The 18,994-nt window shown below is 66.7% G+C and carries 13 protein-coding genes and 2 rRNA genes; 10 read left to right on the top strand and 5 right to left on the bottom strand.

Annotated features, from left to right (window positions below; all coding sequences use genetic code 11):
• Positions 1 to 181: 181 nt before the first annotated feature.
• Both P9849_RS05920 and rrf read left to right on the top strand, forming a co-directional pair.
• Positions 182 to 3,310, top strand: a 23S ribosomal RNA gene (locus P9849_RS05920).
• Between the two features lie 227 nt (positions 3,311 to 3,537).
• Positions 3,538 to 3,654: ribosomal RNA gene (rrf, locus tag P9849_RS05925) — 5S ribosomal RNA — on the top strand.
• A 427-nt stretch (positions 3,655 to 4,081) separates the two neighbouring features.
• Here the strand turns inward: rrf and P9849_RS05930 are convergent.
• The 3 genes from P9849_RS05930 to P9849_RS05940 all read right to left on the bottom strand — a co-directional run bounded on the left by P9849_RS05930 (position 4,082) and on the right by P9849_RS05940 (position 7,346).
• A complete protein-coding gene (locus P9849_RS05930) occupies positions 4,082 to 4,567 on the bottom strand; it encodes a GNAT family N-acetyltransferase (protein WP_278268722.1) in 486 nt (161 codons plus the stop codon).
• A 113-nt stretch (positions 4,568 to 4,680) separates the two neighbouring features.
• Positions 4,681 to 6,132 (bottom strand): aldehyde dehydrogenase family protein, encoded by a 1,452-nt coding sequence (locus P9849_RS05935; protein WP_278268723.1) that lies wholly within the window; start codon positions 6,130 to 6,132, stop codon positions 4,681 to 4,683.
• Between the two features lie 26 nt (positions 6,133 to 6,158).
• Entirely contained in the window at positions 6,159 to 7,346 is a 1,188-nt protein-coding gene (locus P9849_RS05940) for an acyl-CoA dehydrogenase family protein (RefSeq protein ID WP_278268724.1), read from the bottom strand.
• A 126-nt stretch (positions 7,347 to 7,472) separates the two neighbouring features.
• Between P9849_RS05940 and P9849_RS05945 the strand changes: the two genes are divergently transcribed.
• The gene (locus P9849_RS05945; protein WP_278268726.1) at positions 7,473 to 8,948 is read left to right on the top strand and encodes a PucR family transcriptional regulator; all 1,476 of its coding nucleotides are present in this window, start codon (positions 7,473 to 7,475) and stop codon (positions 8,946 to 8,948) included.
• Positions 8,949 to 8,984: 36 nt separating this feature from the next.
• On the opposite strand, the gene P9849_RS05950 is transcribed toward P9849_RS05945, so the two are convergent.
• Complete coding sequence (locus P9849_RS05950; protein ID WP_278268727.1) at positions 8,985 to 10,145, bottom strand: CoA transferase; 1,161 nt, start codon at positions 10,143 to 10,145, stop codon at positions 8,985 to 8,987.
• Between the two features lie 353 nt (positions 10,146 to 10,498).
• On the opposite strand from P9849_RS05950, the gene P9849_RS05955 reads away from it, so the two are divergent.
• Complete coding sequence (locus tag P9849_RS05955; RefSeq protein WP_278268728.1) at positions 10,499 to 11,887, top strand: APC family permease; 1,389 nt, start codon at positions 10,499 to 10,501, stop codon at positions 11,885 to 11,887.
• Here the strand turns inward: P9849_RS05955 and P9849_RS05960 are convergent.
• Positions 11,853 to 13,199 carry a hypothetical protein gene (locus P9849_RS05960; RefSeq protein WP_278268729.1) on the bottom strand — a complete coding sequence of 449 codons (1,347 nt, stop codon included), beginning with the start codon at positions 13,197 to 13,199 and terminating at the stop codon, positions 11,853 to 11,855. The genes P9849_RS05955 and P9849_RS05960 overlap by 35 nt on opposite strands.
• A gap of 6 nt (positions 13,200 to 13,205) precedes the next feature.
• Here P9849_RS05960 and P9849_RS05965 point away from each other — a divergent pair, with 6 nt between their 5' ends.
• The 6 genes from P9849_RS05965 to recN all read left to right on the top strand — a co-directional run bounded on the left by P9849_RS05965 (position 13,206) and on the right by recN (position 18,984).
• Complete coding sequence (locus P9849_RS05965; protein WP_278268730.1) at positions 13,206 to 14,006, top strand: hypothetical protein; 801 nt, start codon at positions 13,206 to 13,208, stop codon at positions 14,004 to 14,006.
• A 2-nt stretch (positions 14,007 to 14,008) separates the two neighbouring features.
• Complete coding sequence (locus P9849_RS05970) at positions 14,009 to 15,007, top strand: HAD-IIA family hydrolase (protein WP_278268731.1); 999 nt, start codon at positions 14,009 to 14,011, stop codon at positions 15,005 to 15,007.
• A gap of 66 nt (positions 15,008 to 15,073) precedes the next feature.
• The gene (locus P9849_RS05975) at positions 15,074 to 15,280 is read left to right on the top strand and encodes a hypothetical protein (RefSeq protein ID WP_278268732.1); all 207 of its coding nucleotides are present in this window, start codon (positions 15,074 to 15,076) and stop codon (positions 15,278 to 15,280) included.
• Positions 15,277 to 16,152 (top strand): TlyA family RNA methyltransferase, encoded by an 876-nt coding sequence (locus P9849_RS05980; RefSeq protein WP_278268733.1) that lies wholly within the window; start codon positions 15,277 to 15,279, stop codon positions 16,150 to 16,152. Before P9849_RS05975 ends, P9849_RS05980 begins: the two co-directional genes overlap by 4 nt.
• 8 nt (positions 16,153 to 16,160) lie before the next feature.
• Positions 16,161 to 17,189, top strand: coding sequence for an NAD kinase (locus tag P9849_RS05985; protein WP_278268734.1), 1,029 nt, complete (start codon positions 16,161 to 16,163; stop codon positions 17,187 to 17,189).
• A gap of 49 nt (positions 17,190 to 17,238) precedes the next feature.
• Positions 17,239 to 18,984, top strand: a complete 1,746-nt coding sequence (recN, locus tag P9849_RS05990; protein ID WP_278268735.1) for a DNA repair protein RecN — start codon at positions 17,239 to 17,241, stop codon at positions 18,982 to 18,984.
• The last annotated feature ends 10 nt before the right edge of the window (positions 18,985 to 18,994 follow it).

Raw genomic sequence — 18,994 nt, forward strand, 5'->3', positions numbered from 1 at the left:
TTCGTTTGGTTGCCCTGCTTCTGGAAGGCGTGCCCGGTTGGGTGTGTTGGATGGGGGTGTGGGGTTGTTGTTTGAGAACTGCATAGTGGACGCGAGCATCTTATAAGGCGAGCGTCATGGCCTGGGTGGCCCTTCTTTTGGGGGGTTGTGTGGGTTGTGGTGTTTGTCTTGGTTTTTGTGTGGCCAAGTTTTTAAGGGCGCACGGTGAATGCCTTGGCATTAGGAGCCGATGAAGGACGTGGGAATCTGCGAAAAGCCTGGGGGAGTTGATAACCGAACTTTGATCCCAGGATGTCCGAATGGGGAAACCCGGCTGCCTGTTATGGGTAGTCACCCGCAGCTGAACGCATAGGCTGTGTGGAGGGAACGCGGGGAAGTGAAACATCTCAGTACCCGCAGGAAGAGAAAACAACATGTGATTCCGTGAGTAGTGGCGAGCGAAAGCGGATCAGGCTAAACCGGTCCATGTGTGATAGCCAGTGGGCGTTGCATGGTCGGGGTTGTGGGGTTGTTCCGTACCAGGGTCACTGACCTGGTCGGGTGTGAATGTGCTGGCGTAGATGAACGGCCTGGGATGGTCGACCATAGAGGGTGAGAGTCCCGTAATTGTCGCGTTGATGCACCGCTCGAGGGATGATACCCGAGTAGCACGGGGCCCGAGAAATCCCGTGTGAATCTGTCAGGACCACCTGATAAGCCTAAATACTACCTAATGACCGATAGCGGACCAGTACCGTGAGGGAAAGGTGAAAAGTACCCCGGGAGGGGAGTGAAATAGTACCTGAAACCGTGTGCCTACAATCCGTCAGAGCAGGCTTGTACCTGTGATGGCGTGCCTTTTGAAGAATGAGCCTGCGAGTTAGTGTTACGTCGCGAGGTTAACCCGTGTGGGGAAGCCGTAGCGAAAGCGAGTCTGAATAGGGCGTTTGAGTGGCGTGATCTAGACCCGAAGCGAAGTGATCTACCCATGGCCAGGTTGAAGCGACGGTAAGACGTCGTGGAGGACCGAACCCACTTCAGTTGAAAATGGAGGGGATGAGCTGTGGGTAGGGGTGAAAGGCCAATCAAACTTCGTGATAGCTGGTTCTCCCCGAAATGCATTTAGGTGCAGCGTTGCGTGTTTCTTGCCGGAGGTAGAGCTACTGGATGGCCGATGGGCCCTACAAGGTTACTGACGTCAGCCAAACTCCGAATGCCGGTAAGTGAGAGCGCAGCAGTGAGACCGTGGGGGATAAGCTTCATGGTCGAGAGGGAAACAGCCCAGACCACCGACTAAGGCCCCTAAGCGTGTGCTAAGTGGGAAAGGATGTGGAGTTGCTTAGACAACCAGGAGGTTGGCTTAGAAGCAGCCACCCTTGAAAGAGTGCGTAATAGCTCACTGGTCAAGTGATTCCGCGCCGACAATGTAGCGGGGCTCAAGTACACCGCCGAAGTCGTGGATTTCAGATAGTAGACAAGCCTTCGTGGTTCAGTCGTCTGGAGTGGTAGGGGAGCGTCGTGTGGACGGTGAAGCCGCGGTGTAAACCAGTGGTGGAGACCACACGAGTGAGAATGCAGGCATGAGTAGCGAAAGACGGGTGAGAAACCCGTCCGCCGGATGATCAAGGGTTCCAGGGTCAAGCTAATCTGCCCTGGGTGAGTCGGGACCTAAGGCGAGGCCGACAGGCGTAGTCGATGGACAACGGGTTGATATTCCCGTACCGGCGAAGAACCGCCCATACTGAGCCCGGGATACTAACCACCCAATCCGCCTCCAGGAGCCTTCGGGCAAGTGGTGTGTGGTGAGGCTGGGAACTGATCGGGGGAGGTAAGCGTATTAACAGGTGTGACGCAGGAAGGTAGCTGAGCCGGGCGATGGTAGTCCCGGTCTAAGCAGGTAGGCCGTTCCCTAGGCAAATCCGGGGAGCATATAAGGCTGAGACGTGATGGGACCCCACCTTGTGGGGGATTCAGTGATCCTATGCTGCCGAGAAAAGCATCGACGCGAGGTTCCAGCCGCCCGTACCCGAAACCGACACAGGTGATCAGGTAGAGAATACTAAGGCGATCGAGAGAATCATGGTTAAGGAACTCGGCAAAATGCCCCCGTAACTTCGGGAGAAGGGGGGCCCGGACTGTGAAGAGGACTTGCTCCTCGGAGCGGATAAGGGCCGCAGAGACCAGGGGGAAGCGACTGTTTACTAAAAACACAGGTCCGTGCGAAGTCGCAAGACGATGTATACGGACTGACTCCTGCCCGGTGCTGGAAGGTTAAGAGGACCGGTCAACACCTTTGGTGTGAAGCCGGGAATTTAAGCCCCAGTAAACGGCGGTGGTAACTATAACCATCCTAAGGTAGCGAAATTCCTTGTCGGGTAAGTTCCGACCTGCACGAATGGAGTAACGACTTCCCTACTGTCTCAACCATGAACTCGGCGAAATTGCACTACGAGTAAAGATGCTCGTTACGCGCAGCAGGACGGAAAGACCCCGAGACCTTTACTATAGTTTGGTATTGGTGTTCGGAGTGGCTTGTGTAGGATAGGTGGGAGACTGTGAAGCGGACACGCCAGTGTTCGTGGAGTCATCGTTGAAATACCACTCTGGTCACTTTGGACATCTAACTTCGGCCCATGATCTGGGTCAGGGACAGTGCCTGATGGGTAGTTTAACTGGGGCGGTTGCCTCCTAAAAAGTAACGGAGGCGCCCAAAGGTTCCCTCAGCCTGGTTGGCAATCAGGTGTCGAGTGTAAGTGCACAAGGGAGCTTGACTGTGAGAGAGACATCTCGAGCAGGGACGAAAGTCGGGACTAGTGATCCGGCGGTACATTGTGGAATGGCCGTCGCTCAACGGATAAAAGGTACCTCGGGGATAACAGGCTGATCTTGCCCAAGAGTCCATATCGACGGCATGGTTTGGCACCTCGATGTCGGCTCGTCGCATCCTGGGGCTGGAGTAGGTCCCAAGGGTTGGGCTGTTCGCCCATTAAAGCGGTACGCGAGCTGGGTTTAGAACGTCGTGAGACAGTTCGGTCCCTATCCGCTGCGCGCGCAGGAAATTTGAGAAGGGCTGTCCTTAGTACGAGAGGACCGGGACGGACGAACCTCTGGTGTGTCAGTTGTACTGCCAAGTGCACCGCTGATTGGCTACGTTCGGATGGGATAACCGCTGAAAGCATCTAAGCGGGAAGCCCGCTTCAAGATAAGATTTCCATGACCCTTCGGGGTCGAGAGGCTCCCAGCAGACCACTGGGTTGATAGGCCGGACGTGGAAGCAGGGACTAACGACCTGTGAAGCTGACCGGTACTAATAAGCCGACAACCTGACCACACACCACACCCCATACGGGTGTGGAGTGAAAAAACTGTGCTACGCGTCCACCATGCGGTCCCCAAACAACAAACCCACCAGTTTGTTCCGAGGGAACCAGACATAACTAAATACAGCAACACCACCACCCCACACGGGGAAGCAATGGATCGGTGTTGCGTGTCACGGAAACGATCCAGTGACCCTTACAAACCAACCCCCACCACGGGTGGGGTGTTTGAAAGAGTTACGGCGGTCATAGCGTGGGGGAAACGCCCGGTCCCATTCCGAACCCGGAAGCTAAGACCCACAGCGCCGATGGTACTGCACTCGCGAGGGTGTGGGAGAGTAGGACACCGCCGGACACAACCACACAGAGATGGCCCAGGCAACGACGCCCGGGCCATCACTGCATTAACAACCCAACAGCCCCCACACACAGGGGGCTGTTCGCGTTTAACCACACATCCCGGCAGCGGCCACCCTCACCAACATCTGAGCACGGGGCCGGCCGCGACCAACCACCCCGTACATGGCGACTGTCCTCAGCCGGCGCCACCACCACGGCTCACGCCCCCACCACCAGGGATGACGCCGAAACCCACACCACAGCCCCCAGCCAACCAGCACGGGGCTATTCGTGTTTAAGGCACACGCACATCTCCATCGGAACGCTCAGCCCTCTAGACCTGAAGCCTGACCCCCTCCCGAGGCAGGGGACTGGGCCTTTGATCAACTGTGGCGCGTGACCAGCGTCGTCGATTTTGTTTATTTCTCTGGCTCTGACCGGCCTCAGACGCGCCGGTACATCACGTGAAGGCCGACCAGGCCGTCCACCGGGTGGTCGAAGGCCTCCGGGACCGTTCCGACGATCTCGAACCCGAGCGACTGCCACAGATGCACGGCCGGCTGATTGGCGGCCACAACGGCGTTGAACTGGATGGCGTGGTAGCCCTCAGCACGGGCCCACTCGATGACGTACTCGCCGAGGCGCCGGCCTGTTCCACGATTGCGATATCGAGGGTTGACCAGGAAGGATCCTGTGGCGATGTGGCTGCCTCGGCCCGGCCTGTTGGGACCCATCTTGGCTGACCCGATGACGGCCCCGTCCTCAACGGCGACGACCGTCTGCCCAGGTTCGCTCTCCATCCACCAGGGGCGCGCCTCGTCGAGCGTCTGTCCGGCGGGGAAGGCGTACGTGAATCCTTCCGCCATGATGTCGCGGTAGAACTCGTAAATCGCGGGCCAGTCGTCGTCGGTGGCTTTCCTGATCTCCATGGCGCCACCCTAGCTGAAAGAGCCCTCCCCGAAAGGGAAGGGGCACCGCCGTGAGAACGGCGGCGCCCCGGGGGCTGGCAGCGTTTCCGCGCAGGAAGGCTCCCTGATGCGGCTCAGGCGCGCGCTTGCCCACCTCGCAGGTAGACCGTGGTGGTGTGAGTGAAGAACTCGCGTGCGGCCTGTCCCTGTTCTTTCGGTCCGTAGCCGCTCTTCTTGGCCCCTCCGAAGGGCACATGGGGGTCGGCGCCGGCTGATTCGGAGTTCACATGGAGCACGCCGACGTCGAGGGTCTCCAATCCTTCCAGCGCCAAGGTGAGGTCCTGCGTGAACAAGGCAGCCGAAAGGCCGAACTCCGAGTCGTCGGCCAAGGCGAAGGCCTCCGTCGGATCAGCGGCCCGTCGCACGGTGAGAACGGGGCCGAAGAGCTCCTCCCGCCACACGCCCGCGTCGCCGGTGAGTTCCAGGACCGTGGGCGCCACGAAGTGCCCAGCCGCGGGGAGCGGAGCTTCGGGCCCTCCCACCAGGAGGCGGGCCCCGTCGGCGATCGCCTGCCGGACGGACTGCTGGATGGAGTCACAGGCCTGAGCGGTGATGACCGGGCCGAGGTCGACGTCGTCCTTCAGCGGATCGCCGAGACGCAGCGCGCCGACCCGGGCGGTGAGGCGTTCCAGGAAGGCATCCGCGATGGATTCTTCGACGATCAGCCGCGAGGTCGCGGTGCACTTCTGTCCGCTCGAGCGGAAGGCTCCGAGCAGGACCTGTTCCAGTGCGAGGTCCAGATCGGCGTCTGCGAGGACGATCGCGGCGTTCTTGCCGCCCATCTCCGCCTGGACAGGGACCCCGCGGGCGGCGGCCCGTCCTGCCAGGGCACGGCCCACCCCGGTCGAACCGGTGAAGCTGAGGCCGTCCACGTCGGGGTGGTCGACCAGGATGTCGCCGAGCGCTCCGGAGCCGAGGACCAGGTTGAGCACCCCGGCGGGAAGCCCTGCCTGGTCGAGAGCCTCTGCCAGCCGCACGGCGAGCAAGGGCACCGTGCTGGCCGGCTTCCACACCACGGTGTTGCCGTGGATCAGCGCGGGAGCGATCTTCCAGGCTGGAATCGCGATCGGGAAGTTGAAGGGCGTCACGATCGACACCACGCCCAGCGGTTTCCGGGTGACCAGGATCTGCTCACCCGCCCTCGAGGAGTGGAAGACCGTGCCGGCCTCGCGCTCCGCCTCGGCCGCCTGATAGCGGAAGACCTGCGCGGCCCGGAGCACCTCGCCCTTGCCCTCGGGGAAGGTCTTGCCTTCTTCGCGGGCCAGTTCCGCGCCCCACGCGTCGGCCTGGTCCTCGAGCACGACGGCGGCGCGCAGCAGGACGGCGCCACGTGCGGCGACGGGAGTGCGCGCCCAGGACGGGGCCGCAGCGCGGGCCGCGGCGACGGCGTCGTGGACCTGATCTTCGGTGGCCTGACGGCCGGAGGCGACCAGCTCGTCCGGGTGGCTCGGATTCCAGCTCTCCACAGAGGCCCCACGGCCCTCGATCCAGGCGCCGTCGATGTACTGTCGCAGGTCGATGCTCATCTCAGTCCTCCGGGAATCGTCGCAGCTCAGCGGAAGGCCGGGACGCCGGTGATGTGGTTGCCGAGCACCAGGGTGTGGACCTCGTCCGTCCCTTCATAGGTGCGGACCGATTCCAAGTTGTTGGCGTGGCGCAGCGGCGAGTAGTCGAGGGTGATCCCATTGCCGCCGAGAATGGTACGGGCCTCGCGGCAGATCTCGATGGCTTCGCGGCAGTTGTTGAGCTTGCCCACGGAGATCTGGTGAGGTGCCAGCTTGCCGGCATCCTTGAGGCGGCCCAGCTGGGTGGCCAGAAGGAGGCCCTTGTTGATCTCGAGCGCCATGTTGACGAGCTTCTCCTGCGTCAGCTGATAGCCGGCCAGGGGGCGGTCGAACTGGAGACGCTGCTGGGAGTACTCCAGCGCGGTGAGGTAGCTGTCCCGGGCGGCGCCCATCGCACCCCAGGCGATGCCGTACCGGGCCTCATTGAGGCATTCGAACGGGCCCCGAAGGCCCTTGGCGCCGGGCAGGATCGCCGTGGCGGGGAGCCGGACCTCGTTCAGCTCGAGGTCGCACTGGACGGAGGCCCGCATGGACAGCTTCGGCTGAATGGGGGTGGCAGTGAACCCAGGGGTGTCGGTGGGCACGATGAAGCCCCGGACGCCGTCGTCGGTCATGGCCCAGATGATCGCGATCTGTGCGAGGGTGGCGAGCCCGATCCAGCGCTTGGACCCGTTGATCACCCATTCCTCGCCCTCTCGGCGGGCAAAGGTCTTCATGCTGCCCGGGTCGGAGCCGGCGGTCGGTTCGGTCAGCCCGAAACAGCCGATGATCTCGCCGGCCGCCATGCGGGGGAGGTACTCGTTCTTCTGTTCCTCGGTGCCGTGCTTGTGGATCGCGCTCATGGCGAGGGAGCCCTGGACGCTCACGAACGTGCGCAGCCCCGAGTCTCCGGCTTCCAGTTCCAGCGCGGCGAGGCCGTACTCGACCGCGGTCCGGCCAGGGCAGCCGTAGCCCTTCAGGTGCATGCCGAGCAGACCCAGCTCGGCCATCTCCGGGATGATCTCCGTCGGGAACACGGCATCCTCGTACCAGCGTGCGATGCCGGGACGGATGCGCCGGTCCACGAACTCCCGGACGGTGTCCCGGAAGGCCAGCTCCGCGGGGGTGTAGAGGGAGTCGATGTCGACGAGGTCGTAGATGCTCATGGTCTCTCCGTGGGGTGTGACGGCGGTCATGGGCTCCACGGTACTGAGCACACACCCGGCGTTCATTGGTCGGATCGACTCGGCTACAGTGTCTTGTGGTTGAAACGACCAGACTCCGCCGAGGAGTCGTCACCCGGAGCGCAAGGAAGCGACACGATGATCAGCCTGGCCCACGTGCAGACCACTCTGGGCGCGCGTCTGACCACCCTCGATGGCAGGCCGCCGGCGGCACGCACCGTCTCCGGAGTGCACATCTCGGAACTCGACGATCCCACGCCGTATCTCGAAGGCGGGGAATTGCTGCTGACCACGGGCATCCCATTCCGCGGGCCGGCTCACCGGACGCGCGACTACGTGGAACGCCTCGCCCGCCACGGGGTGTCCGCTCTCGGCCTGGGACTCGGGGCGGGTCTCAATGACGTTCCGGAGACGCTCGTCGAAGCCTGCCGCGACCACCAGGTGGAGCTCCTGATCGTCCCGGATGGCGTGCCGTTCATGGATGTCTCCCGTGCGTACTGGGACCTCGTGGCGCGCCTCGGCCAGTCCGATCTGGTGGCGAGCCTGGGCACGCAGACCGCTCTGGCACGCGCCGCCGCCCGGCCGGACGCCCTCGCGTCCGTGGTCCGCGCGCTGGCGCAGGCCCTCGGGGGCTGGGCGGCGTATCTTCCGGCGGAGGAGGCTCCGCCCACCGTCTGGCCCGACAGCACGCGGCCTCTCCTGCCGCAGTTGAAGCAGGAGACGGCGCGACTGAACCTGCGCGGACTCCGGTCGGCCGCCACCTTCCAGGTGCACGGCGCCGACGTGGTGGCGCACCCCGTCCTCGTCGGCCAGCGGATCGCGGGCGTGCTGGCCATCGGCGCTGGCCGCACGCTGACCCGCGCCGACCGTCAGGTCATCCAGACGGTCTGTGTGCTGCTCTCGCTCAAGGCGCAGCAGGACGAGGAGGCCGTGCGCCGCACGAGCCTGCTCCACGCGGCGGTGGCCCGCCTGCTCATCGGAGGCCACCTCGAGGCCGCCCGGCTCCTGGCGGGAGACATCGGTGTCGGCCTGCCCCCGGGCCGGATCCGCGTGCTCCTCCTCGACGGCCTCCCGGAGGGCGCGTCGGACCGCGAGCTGGCCGCCGTGCTCGGGACGCTGGACGGCGGGCTGTCGATCGAGGCGGGAGCGCTGCGGCTGCGCCGCACGGAAGGCGGCGCGGAGATCTGCCTGGTCGACGACGACGCCGCGCGGCATCCGGCCGACGGGTCGCCGGGGGAGGGCGCCGGCGTCGTCGTCCGGGCGGTGCTGAGCGCGCCGCTCACGCCGGCTCAGGTGCCCGGACGCCTCGAAGCTCTCCGCGAGGTTCTGGCGCAGGCCCCACCCGGCGCGCTGACCCGGCCTCCGGTGAGCCCGCTCGACCCTCGTGCCGCGGGATGGGTCGAGACGCTGCGTGCCCAGGAGCGGGGCGATCTGCTCGCCACGGTCCAGTGCTACCTCCGGAACCGCGGCCAGTGGGAGCCGGCGGCGCGGGAGCTGGGCATCCACCGGAACTCGCTGCGCCATCGGATCGGGATCGCGCAGCGGCTCCTGCAGGCGGAACTGGATGACCCGGACGTGGCGGCGAACCTCTGGCTCGCACTCAGAGCCGCTTGACGCCAGACTTCCGGACGCCAGACTTCCTGAACCTGCTCAGGAATCCAGCCACTTCCGCAGCCGGTCCGAATGCTCGCCCAGCGCCGGCGGAGCCTGGGCGGGGGCGGGGAAGGCCGGGGTCCAGGTGATCGGATGCCGGACCTGTCGTCCCACCGTGGCGCCCGACGTGTCCCGGACCTCGATGGTGGGGTGCAGACCCAGTTCTTCGGCGTAGGAGATCCCCTCGTCGATCCCGGACACGCGGCCCGCGGGGATGCCCGCCGCGGTGAAGGCCTGCTGCCACGCCGCCGCGGTGTCCGAAGCCAGCGCGGTTTCCAGGTGTCGGGTCAGTTCCTCCCGGTGGGCCACGCGGGCCGAGTTGGTGCTGAACCGTTCGTCCTCGGCGAGGGTGTCGAGCCCGAGAAGAGAGGCGAGCCGGGCGAATTGCGCGTCGTTGCCGCACGCCACCGCGAGCGGACCGTCGGCGCAGTTCAGGAGCTGGTAAGGCGCGATGGACGGGTGATCGTTCCCCATCCGCCGCGGGACCACCCCGGCACCGAGATACGCCTGGGCCTGATTGGCGAGCGCGCCTTGCAGGCTCGAGAGCAGGTTCACCTCGAGGTGCGCACCGCGGCCGTCCCGGTGCCGTGCGGTGAGAGCCGCCAGGATGCCCAGGGTCGCGTCTTTCGCGGTCAGGACATCCACGAGCGCGACGCCGGCTTTCATGGCCGGGCCGTCCTGTTCGCCCGTGATGCTCATGAGGCCGCCCAGGGCCTGGACGACGAAGTCGTAGCCCATGAGTCCTGCGCCGCCCGCACTGCCGAATCCCGAGATGGAGGCGTAGATGAGACCGGGATTCTCCGCGGAAAGCCCTTCGTATCCGAGGCCGAGCCGAGCCATGCCGCCCGGCTTGAAGTTCTCCACCAGGACATCGGCGCGGCGGGCCAGCTCGCGAGCCAGCCGGAGGTCGCCGTCGTCGCCCAGGTCAAGGCAGAGGGACTGCTTGTTCCGGTTCACGCTTTCGAAGTAGGTGGAACCGGTGGCGGAGAAGGGCGGCCCCCAGCTGCGGGTGTCGTCCCCGGTGCCGGGGCGTTCGACCTTGATGACGGTGGCGCCCAGGTCGGCGAGGGTCATGGTGGCCAGGGGGCCGGCCAGGACGCGGGAGAAGTCGGCCACGAGCAGGCCCTCCAGCGGCAAGGATCCGCTCTGTTCGGTCATGAAAGCCGTCCTCTCGAGGCATCATCCGGGGTGGAGTGAGGTCTGGAACACACCCTAAGGAAGGCCGTGCCGGGCGCGCAGTGGGCGGAAGTGACGGTGGCTGGACGGATCATCCAGTGTTTCGGTCATGTGACAGTTCCAAAAAATTTTTGAACGTCATTCATAAATACTCTTCCCTTCGAGATGATGGGCGACTATCGTCTCGATGTGGCGTAGAACACATCTCGCCCCGTGGCCGGAGCTTCTCCCGGCAGAAATCCCGGACCGGTCCGCCGGTCCGGCCGAACCTTCCGGTCACTCCGGGCGGCTCCCGCAAGGGGCCGTCCGCCTCCCCACAAGAAAGTCTCCCCAAGATGTCCCAGAACACTCCTCGCCTCCGGCGAACGCTCGGCCTCTGGTCAATCGTCGGCCTCGGCGTCGGCTACATGACGCTCACCACCGTCTTCGACACCTTCGGGATCGTGTCCGAAGAGACCAACGGCGTCGTGCCGACCGCCTATCTGGTCGCCCTCATCGCCCTCCTCTTCACGGCCATCAGCTATGGCCGCATGACCCGGGTCTTCCCGTCCTCCGGTTCCGCGTTCACCTACACCTCGGAGACCATCCACCCGAACGTCGGGTTCCTGGTCGGCTGGACGTCCCTCATGGACTACTTGCTCCTGCCCCTGGTGAACGCGCTGATCGTCCGGACGTACCTGACCTCGATCTTCCCGGATGTGCCGGAATGGATCTGGGTGGTGCTGTACGTCGCGATGATCACCCTGCTGAACCTCTGGAGCATGACGAGCACGTCCCGTATCAACGGACTTCTGGTGGTGTTCTCCACCGTCCTGATCGTGGTGTTCCTGGTGCTGGCGTGGAACGCCCTGCAGAACGGCGCGGGCACCGGCACCCCGTTCACGACGCAGCCGTTCTTCCATGACGGCGTGGACACGAGTTCCGTGATCGCGGGCGCCACCGTGGTGTGCTTCTCCTTCATCGGCTTCGATGCCATCACGATGTACTCCGAGGAGGCCAAGGATGCCAACACGGTGCCCCGGGCGATCGTGATCGCGCTGCTCATCGGTGGCCTGGTGTTCTTCGTCGCCGCCTGGTTCAGCCAGGCGACGTTCCCCACGGTGGAAGGCTTCGAGAACACCGATGAGTCTCTCCTGCCGCAGATGGCACTGAAGGTGGGCGGTCAATTCTTCCAGATCCTCTTCACCGCCGCATCGTTCGCGGCCGCCGTCGCCTCCAGCCTTTCCTCCCACGCCTCCGTGTCCCGCATGATCTACGTGATGGGCCGCAACGGCAAGGGCGTGGTCTCCCGCTTCTTCTCCTTCATCCACCCGAAGACGCACACGCCGTTCAACGCCATCCTGTTCGTCGGCGCCGTGTCGCTGATGGCGATCCCGCTGTCCCTGGACTTCGTGGCCTCAATGATCAACTTCGGCGCGCTGATCGCGTTCACCTTCGTGAACGTCACCGTGGTGGTGTACTTCGTGTTCATCAAGAAGGACCGGAAGGGCCCGGCGGCGATTCTCCGCAACATGGTCCTGCCGGTGATCGGCATGATCCTGACCGGTGTGCTCTGGTACTTCCTGTCCGACGAGGCGCGGCTGTACGGCGCCATCTGGCTCGGCGCGGGCTTCGTGGTCCTGCTGGTCATCACCCGGGTGTTCCGCCGTCCGCTCAGTGTCCGCATGGAGGACGAGGAGATCGCCGAGGTCACGGGCGAGGAGCTCGGCCAGGCGGCTCGCTGACGTCGTCTCGCGACACCGGCCGGTTCCCTCCCGGGGTGCCGAAGAGACTGCCGGGGCATGCTGCGGAGCGTGCCCCGGCAGTCGTGTGTCCGGCGTCGGGCATCCGCGGAGTGGCGCGGCTCACGGCCCTCCCGTCGCCTAGAATGGAAGGGATTGTGCCGGGCGGAGTCCCGGGGAAAAACCACAGAAGCGAAGAGATCGACTGCGTGCGGCGCTGGTCGGCTCGCACAAGGAGGAATCCACCATGGCAGAGCACGACGGCGGCCGGCGAAGCGGCCGGAATTTCGGCCCCCAGGGCAACCGCAAGCCTTTCGGCGACCGCAATTCGCGGGATGGCGAGCGTCGCGGTGGCTTCGGCGACCGTAAGCCCTACGGTGACCGTCCGCAGCGCGACGGCGAGCGCCGCCCGTATGGTGACCGTCCGCAGCGCGACGGCGAGCGCCGCTGGGAGGACCGCGGCGAGCGCCGCTCCTTCGGCGACCGTCCCCAGCGTGATGGTGAGCGTCGCCCGTACGGTGACCGCAAGCCCTTCGGTGATCGCCCCCAGCGTGACGGTGAGCGTCGTCCGTATGGTGACCGTCCGCAGCGCGATGGCTATGGCCCGCGTCGCGATGACCGTGGTTCGTTCGGTGAGCGCCGCTCCTTCGGCGACCGTCCGCAGCGCGACGGTGAGCGTCGCTCCTATGGTGACCGCAAGCCCTTCGGTGATCGTCCGCAGCGTGATGGTGAGCGTCGTCCGTATGGTGACCGTCCGCAGCGTGATGGCTATGGCCCGCGTCGCGATGACCGTGGTTCGTTCGGTGAGCGCCGCTCCTTCGGCGACCGTCCGCAGCGCGACGGTGAGCGTCGCTCCTATGGTGACCGCAAGCCCTTCGGTGATCGTCCGCAGCGTGATGGTGAGCGTCGCTCGTATGGTGACCGTCCCCAGCGTGATGGCGAGCGTCGTCCCTACGGTGACCGCAAGCCCTTCGGCGACCGTCCCCAGCGCGAGGGCTATGGCCGGGACCGTGATGACCGCCGCGATGACCGCCGTCGTGACGACCGTGGGGGAGAGCGCCGCTGGGAGGACCGCGGCGGGAACCGCCGTGACGACGACCGCCGCTCCTTCTCGCGCCGCGACGACGCCGGCAACGGTCCGCGCGACTCGTACGGCCGCTCGATCAACCCTGCCGATCTGCGGTCGTCCAACCGCCCGGACCGCGAGCGTTCCCCGGAGATCGACGAGGATGTCACCGGGCGCGAGCTGGACCGCGGCACCCTCGGTGAACTCCGCTCCCTCGAAAGCCGCAACGGCACGTTCGTCGCCCAGCACCTGGTGATGGCCGGACGCTACCTGGAGGAGGACGCCGAGCTGGCCTACCAGCATGCGCTCGCCGCGAGCCGCCGCGCCGGCCGTCTGGCGTCCGTCCGCGAAGCCGTCGCCATCACCGCGTACACCGCCGGCCACTACGCCGAGGCGCTCAGCGAATTCCGCACCTTCCGCCGCATCTCCGGTTCCAATGTGCACCTTCCGCTCATGGCGGACTCCGAGCGTGGCCTCGGCCGTCCGGACAAGGCGCTGGAACTGGCCCGCAGCGAGGACGCCCAGGATCTTGACGCTCCGGGCAAGGTCGAGCTCGCGATCGTCGCGTCGGGCGCCCAGGCCGACAAGGGCGACTTCGCGGCCGCCCTGGCCGAGCTCGAGATCCCGCAGCTGGACATCAACCGGGCCTTCTCCTACAGCCCGCGCCTGTTCCGCGCCTACGCCGACGCTCTCGTCGCCGCTGGCCGCGAGGACGAGGCCGCACGCTGGGCCCGCCAGGCACTGGTCGCAGAGGAGGCGCTCGGCGTCGGTCAGTTCGCGGAGCCCGAGATCTTCGATCTGGTGGGCGACGACGAGGAAGAGGAGCGCCGCCACGCCTCCTCCGAGGAGGACGACGCGGACTCCGAGAACGACGCGGACTCTGACGACGCCCCGGAGACCGGCTCCGAGGACGACGACGCAGCCGCTGACGACGAGACCGAGGTCTTCGTCGACGAGGCCGACGGCCTGGTGGAGCAGCCCGCACCCGCGGAGACCGGCGACGACTCCGTCGAGGAGCCGGACAACGGCTCCGAGGGTGAGTCCCAGGACCGCTGAGCATGACCCTGCCGAGTTCCTCCGTGCTGATCGACCGTTTCGACGCGATCCTCTCGGATCTGGATGGTGTGGTCTACGCCGGACCGACCGCGATTCCGGGCGCCGTGGACGCGCTGTCCGGTCTCGCGGACCGGGGGGTGGGCCTGGCCTACGTGACGAACAACGCCTCCCGCTCCCCGGAGCAGGTCGCTGAACACCTGCGGGAGCTCGGGGCGCCGGCCACGGCGGAGCAGATCGTCACCTCGCCGCAGGCGGCCGCGAGGCTTCTGGCGGAACGGCTGGCGCCGGGCTCCCGGGTTCTCATCACGGGCAGCACGGCGCTCGCCGCGGAGGTTTCGGCCGCGGGGCTCGAACCGGTCTGGAAGGCCACGGACGAGCCTCACGCCGTGGTCCAGGGCTTCGACCCCGGGCTCGGCTGGAAGGACCTCGCTGAGGCTTCTTACGCTGTCGCCACGGGCATCCTCTGGGTCGCGACCAACACGGACCTGTCCATTCCGCAGGCCCGTGGCATCGCTCCGGGGAACGGAACCCTCGTCGCCGCCGTGCAGGCCGCGACGGGGGTGACGCCGGTCGTGGCGGGCAAGCCGGAGGTCCCGCTGTTCCACGCGGCCGCCGCCCGGCTGTCGTCCTCGCGGCCCGCCGTCGTCGGCGATCGCCTCGACACGGACATCCTCGGCGGCAACCGCGCCGGCTTCGCCACGATCCAGGTGCTGACCGGGGTCAACACGGCGCGGGACGCGCTGAACGCGCTCACCCTGGAGCGTCCCACCCACCTGATCGCGGAGCTGGGCGCGCTGTACCGCCCGTATCCCGAGACGGCGCACGACGACGGCGTCTGGCGCGTCGGCGAGGCGTCCGCCGTCGTGGAGGGAGACCGCGTGGTGGTCACCGCCGAGGAGGACTCACTGGACGGCTGGCGTGCCGCCTGTGCCGCCTGGTGGTCCGCCGTGCCCGAGACCGAGACCGCCACGGCCCCCGAGGTGGTCTGGCGGAATCCCTGAGCCGCCGGGCCTGTGAGGGCCCTGCGGCACGCCCCCTGAACCGTGTCCTCGTTACGATGGGGACTGATGGATGCCGAGGAGACCACCGTGGATGAGCACGCCGATGACGGGATGAGCCCTGTGCAGGACCCTGCCGTGGCCCAGGTGCTGTCGACCCTGGAAGAACTGGAGGACGCCCCCTTGGAGGAGCACCCCGCCGGGCTGGACCGCATCCACGATGCGCTCAGTTCGCTCCTGGACGGCCCCCTGGTGCCCGGGATCCAGCCGCGATGACCCGTCTCGACCAGGAACTCACCCGCCGTGGGCTCGCGCGCTCCCGCACCGAGGCGGCGCGGCTCATCGCGGCGGGGCTCGTCAGCAGCGCGGGGCAGTTGCTCCGCAAAGCCTCGGTGAGCGTGACGGAGGAGACGGAGCTGCTGGTCGCGGAGAGCGGCATCACCGAATTCGTCTCCCGTGCGGGTCACAAACTGCGGGGCGCCCTGGACGCGTTCCCGGCGGTCTCGGCCGCCGGCAAGCGGTGTCTGGACGCCGGCGCCTCGACCGGCGGGTTCACGGACGTCCTCCTGCGGGCGGGCGCGCGGGAGGTCGCCGCCGTCGACGTCGGACATGACCAATTGGTCGACGAACTGCGGCAGGATCCGCGGGTGCACGTCTTCGAAGGCATGAACGTGCGGTACCTCCAGGCCGCCGACATCGGGGGAGAAGCCGCCCTCACCGTCGCCGACCTGTCTTTCATCTCGCTGACCCTCGTCATGAAACCCCTCGCCGCGTGCACCTCGCCGGGCGGCGAGCTGGTCCTCATGGTCAAGCCCCAGTTCGAGGTCGGCCGGGAGCGCCTGTCCCGCACGGGCGTGGTGAACAGCACGGAACAGCGCCGCGAAGCGGTGGGCCGGGTGGCGCAGAGCGCCGTCGATGCCGGGCTGGTCCTCCGAGGACTGGCCGAAAGCCCCCTGCCGGGCCAGGACGGGAACCACGAGTACTTCCTCTGGCTGGCGCGCCCGGACCGGACGGATGCTGTGCTTGCCGGAATCGACGTGCCTAAGATCGTCCCAGGTGATGTCACCGATCCGGCGAGGCCCGGGTACACGGTGGCGGAACTCCTCACGACCATCTGGCCGGCGCACCAGGCCGGGCCGAAACACTAGGAGCGGGTATGAGCCGGCGGATCCTCGTCTTCGCCCACACGGGGCGCGAAGAGTCCCTGAAGGCTGCCCGCGAAGCGTGCCTGGAGCTGACGGCGAGCGGACTGATCCCGGTCATGAATCCTGCGGAGCGTCAGGACATGGAGGATTACTTCGGGGACCGCGACACCCCTACGGAGATCCTGGGGCAGGACTGCGATCTGGACGGGATCGAGCTCGGCATGGTCCTGGGCGGCGATGGCACCATTCTGCGCGCCGCCGAGATGGTGCGGGAGATCAACATCCCGCTGCTCGGCGTCAACCTGGGCCACGTGGGCTTCCTGGCGGAGAGCGAGCGGGCGGACCTCAAGGACACCGTCCGGTGGATCGCGCGCAAGGACTACGTGGTCGAGGAACGGATGACCATCGACGTGCAGGTCTGGGTCAAGGGCCAGCGCATCTGGCACACTTGGGCGCTGAACGAGGTGTCGCTGGAGAAGGGCAACCGCGAGCGGATGCTCGAAGTCGTCATGGAGGTGGATGAGCGTCCGCTGACCTCCTTCGGCTGTGATGGCGTGGTCATGGCGACCCCCACGGGGTCCACGGCCTACGCGTTCTCCGCGGGCGGTCCGGTGGTCTGGCCCGAGGTGGAGGCGCTCCTCATGGTCCCCATCAGCGCCCACGCGCTCTTCGCCAAGCCCCTCGTGGTGTCGCCGCGGTCGCGTCTGGCGGTCGAGGTGCTCACCCGCACCGATGCCCATGGCGTCATCTGGTGTGACGGCCGGCGGTCGCTCGACCTGCCGCCCGGTTCCCGGATCGAGGTCACCCGTTCGGACACGCCCGTCCGTCTGGCCCGCACGCACCAGACGCCGTTCTCCGCACGACTGGTGAGCAAGTTCGAACTGCCCACCAGTGGGTGGCGCGGCCCCATGCACCAGGTCCACTCGGCGCCCACGGGACAGGTCCCGATGGTCGATCAGTCCGTCTTCGACCGTCCCGTCCCCGGTGGACAGGACGAACCACAGAACAGCACCCCGGTGCCCAGCCCGAAACACCTGTGAACCGCGCCGAGAGGCCGGCCGCGCAGGGGAGACGAGACGAAAGCACAGCATGATTGAAGAAATCCGCATCAGGGACCTCGGTGTCATCACGGAGGCGAGGCTCCCGCTGGGCCCCGGGCTCAGCGTGGTGACCGGCGAGACCGGCGCCGGCAAGACCATGGTGGTCACCGCCGTCGGGCTGCTGCTGGGTGCCCGGGCCGACGCCGGAGCGGTGCGGGTGGGCGCCAAGGCGGCCAGTGTCGAGGCCACGGCTCTGCTGCCGGAAGGTCACGCTGCTCTGGAACGGGCGGAGGAGGCCGGCGCCGAGGTCGAGATCAGCGACCAGGGCGCCGAGCTGCTGCTGGCGCGCAGCGTCAGCATGGAAGGCCGGTCGCGTGCCTACCTGGGCGGGCGCTCCGCCCCGGTGGGAGCTCTCGCCGAATTGGGGGAGCGGCTGCTCGTGATCCACGGCCAGACGGACCAGATCCGGCTGAAGAGCTCCGCCGCGCAACGCGAGGCACTCGACAAGTTCGGCGGCCCGGCGCTCGGGAAGGCCCTCACCGCGTACCAGGACTGCTATCACGCGTACCGGGCGGCCGAAAAGGAACTCGCCGAACTGCAGGCCGCGGAGCGGGAACGGCTGCGGGAGGCGGAGTCGCTGGACGCCGCTCTCACCGAGATCGACGCCGTCGCCCCCGAACCGGGGGAGGACGAACGGCTCAAGGCCGAGTCGGTCAAGCTCGCCCACGTGGAGCAGCTGCGGATCGCGGCGGGAACCGCGCAGGGCGTCCTCAGCGGTGACGACTACTCCGAGACCGGGGACGCACTGCAGCTGCTCACCGCCGCACAGCGGACCCTCGAGCAGGTGTCCCAGCACGACGCCACGCTGGAAGCCCTCGCGTCACGTGTCGCCGAGTCCGCCGTCGTGCTGGAGGACATCGCCTCCGAACTCGCGCATTACTCAGCCGGCCTGGAGACCGAGGGGCCCGAGCATCTGGCGGCGCTGGAAGCGCGGCGTGCCGAGCTGTCCAAACTGGTGCGGAAGTACGCCCCCAGCATCGACGAGGTCCTGGAGTGGGCCGAGACGTCCCGGGTGCGGCTGGAGGAGCTCCAGGGCGACACCGAACGCATCGAGGGGCTGCAGGCCCAGGTGGAGAGCCGACGCGCTGAACTGGCGCGCCTGGCGGCCGAGCTCCACGAGCTGCGCGTCCGGGCCGCCGGTGAGCTCGCGGACCGCGTCAGCGCGGAACTCGCCGCGCTGGCCATGAAGGACGCCCGTCTGCACGTCCAGGTCGAGGAGGCGCCCGAACCGGGCCCCCACGGTCAGGACCAGATCGCGATCCTTCTGCAGCCCCACGCCGGGGCTCCGGCGCGGCCCGTCGGCAAGGGCGCGTCCGGCGGCGAGCTCTCCCGGGTGATGCTGGCCATCGAAGTGGTGCTCGCGGAAGTCGACCCGGTGCCCACCTTCGTCTTCGATGAGGTGGATGCCGGGGTGGGCGGCCGTGCCGCCGTCGAGATCGGACGGAGGCTGGCGATGCTCGCCCGTCACGTCCAGGTGCTGGTGGTGACGCATCTGCCCCAGGTGGCCGCGTTTGCTCACCAGCATGTGCGGGTCATCAAGAACAGTGTCCGGGGCGCCGACGGCGGCCTGGACAGCGGCTTCACCTCGAGCGATGTGGAAGTGCTCGACGATGACGCCCGTGTGGTGGAACTGGCCCGCATGCTTGCGGGCCAGGAGGAATCCGAATCCGCGCGTGCTCACGCGCAGGAACTTCTGGACGATGCGCGGCAGTTCACAGCATCGACCATGGCCTGAGAAAGACAAA

This window comes from Arthrobacter sp. Y-9 (assembly GCF_029690065.1).
Classification (GTDB): domain Bacteria; phylum Actinomycetota; class Actinomycetes; order Actinomycetales; family Micrococcaceae; genus Arthrobacter_E.

What these genes read in the sequence shown, in the direction of transcription:
- P9849_RS05930 (WP_278268722.1), bottom strand. Translation starts at nt 4,567, where the DNA reads ATGGAGATCAGGAAAGCCACCGACGACGACTGGCCCGCGATTTACGAG.
- P9849_RS05935 (WP_278268723.1), bottom strand. Translation starts at nt 6,132, where the DNA reads ATGAGCATCGACCTGCGACAGTACATCGACGGCGCCTGGATCGAGGGC.
- P9849_RS05940 (WP_278268724.1), bottom strand. Translation starts at nt 7,346, where the DNA reads ATGACCGCCGTCACACCCCACGGAGAGACCATGAGCATCTACGACCTC.
- P9849_RS05945 (WP_278268726.1), top strand. Translation starts at nt 7,473, where the DNA reads ATGATCAGCCTGGCCCACGTGCAGACCACTCTGGGCGCGCGTCTGACC.
- P9849_RS05950 (WP_278268727.1), bottom strand. Translation starts at nt 10,145, where the DNA reads ATGACCGAACAGAGCGGATCCTTGCCGCTGGAGGGCCTGCTCGTGGCC.
- P9849_RS05955 (WP_278268728.1), top strand. Translation starts at nt 10,499, where the DNA reads ATGTCCCAGAACACTCCTCGCCTCCGGCGAACGCTCGGCCTCTGGTCA.
- P9849_RS05965 (WP_278268730.1), top strand. Translation starts at nt 13,206, where the DNA reads ATGGCCGGACGCTACCTGGAGGAGGACGCCGAGCTGGCCTACCAGCAT.
- P9849_RS05970 (WP_278268731.1), top strand. Translation starts at nt 14,009, where the DNA reads ATGACCCTGCCGAGTTCCTCCGTGCTGATCGACCGTTTCGACGCGATC.
- P9849_RS05975 (WP_278268732.1), top strand. Translation starts at nt 15,074, where the DNA reads ATGGATGCCGAGGAGACCACCGTGGATGAGCACGCCGATGACGGGATG.
- P9849_RS05980 (WP_278268733.1), top strand. Translation starts at nt 15,277, where the DNA reads ATGACCCGTCTCGACCAGGAACTCACCCGCCGTGGGCTCGCGCGCTCC.
- P9849_RS05985 (WP_278268734.1), top strand. Translation starts at nt 16,161, where the DNA reads ATGAGCCGGCGGATCCTCGTCTTCGCCCACACGGGGCGCGAAGAGTCC.
- recN (WP_278268735.1), top strand. Translation starts at nt 17,239, where the DNA reads ATGATTGAAGAAATCCGCATCAGGGACCTCGGTGTCATCACGGAGGCG.